General features: G+C 38.8%; 1 protein-coding gene. It reads left to right on the forward strand.

Annotation, left to right across the window (positions count from 1 at the left end; all coding sequences use genetic code 11):
• A partial coding sequence (locus AC23P2_RS31100; protein WP_487776789.1) for a T9SS type A sorting domain-containing protein occupies positions 1 to 471 on the forward strand: 471 nt, incomplete at its 5' end.
• Between the last annotated feature and the right edge of the window lie 441 nt (positions 472 to 912).

Raw genomic sequence — 912 nt, forward strand, 5'->3', positions numbered from 1 at the left:
CAGTTGAAGCGCAATGGAGGGTTATATGGTAGCAATGTATTATCAGGTACAGGTCAGAAGTTGAGTTTTGGTTCGACACTTGAAACGGGGACATACACGGTAGAAGGTATATCGTCCTCGGGCTGTGTGTTGACGATGCAGAATGGGGTATTGGTGACGAATTTTCCCTGTGGTATCCGAACTGGGGTAGAGGACTTAGATAAATCATCCACAGATGGTTGGGTAAGTGTGCTAGACAACCCCGTGGTGAATATTCTGTCCGTACGTTTCAACAAATCAATGAATGGGGAAGTATCACTTGTGATAGTTGGGTTACGGGGCGAGGTATTATATAAAAAGTCGTTGACTAATTTGGAATCGGGTCATGTGGAGGAACTTTCAATGGATAGTTTTGGTTCAGGCAATTATGTTTTACGAGTAATATCATCTGAGCAGAAGCAAGATTTCAAGATTAGTAAATTGCCTAAATAATACTCGTTAGGCTTCCCTTTAATGGTTTAATGGTTTAATGGTTTAACGTTTTAATTATCAACATTTTACGCAAAATTTAATCCCCGAATATGCACACATTTGTCATAATTCGGGGATTTTCGTATTTTAGTTGTGCTAACAAACTTAAAATACAGATGCAATATACGCTCTTTGACCTTAATTCTGCAATTTTCGCCAAGTTGTATTTATTCAAGAATACGACTAAATTAGGTTCGATTTATCAAACCATCAACTGAACCTCACTGGTTGAGTGGAGTGATCCAGTTGAGACGGACACTTGAAATGTATAACTTTACAAAGTTATGTCTAATCAAACACAAAGTAAACGGGGTCGTAAGTATGACCGCATGGGCCTTTAGGTTTGTGAAGTGGTAAGATTCCAAGATTTTGGTAGCTTGCTGTCAAAAGAAAAACAGAGCA

The sequence above is a fragment of the Runella sp. R0.1_18 genome, from assembly GCF_057652155.1.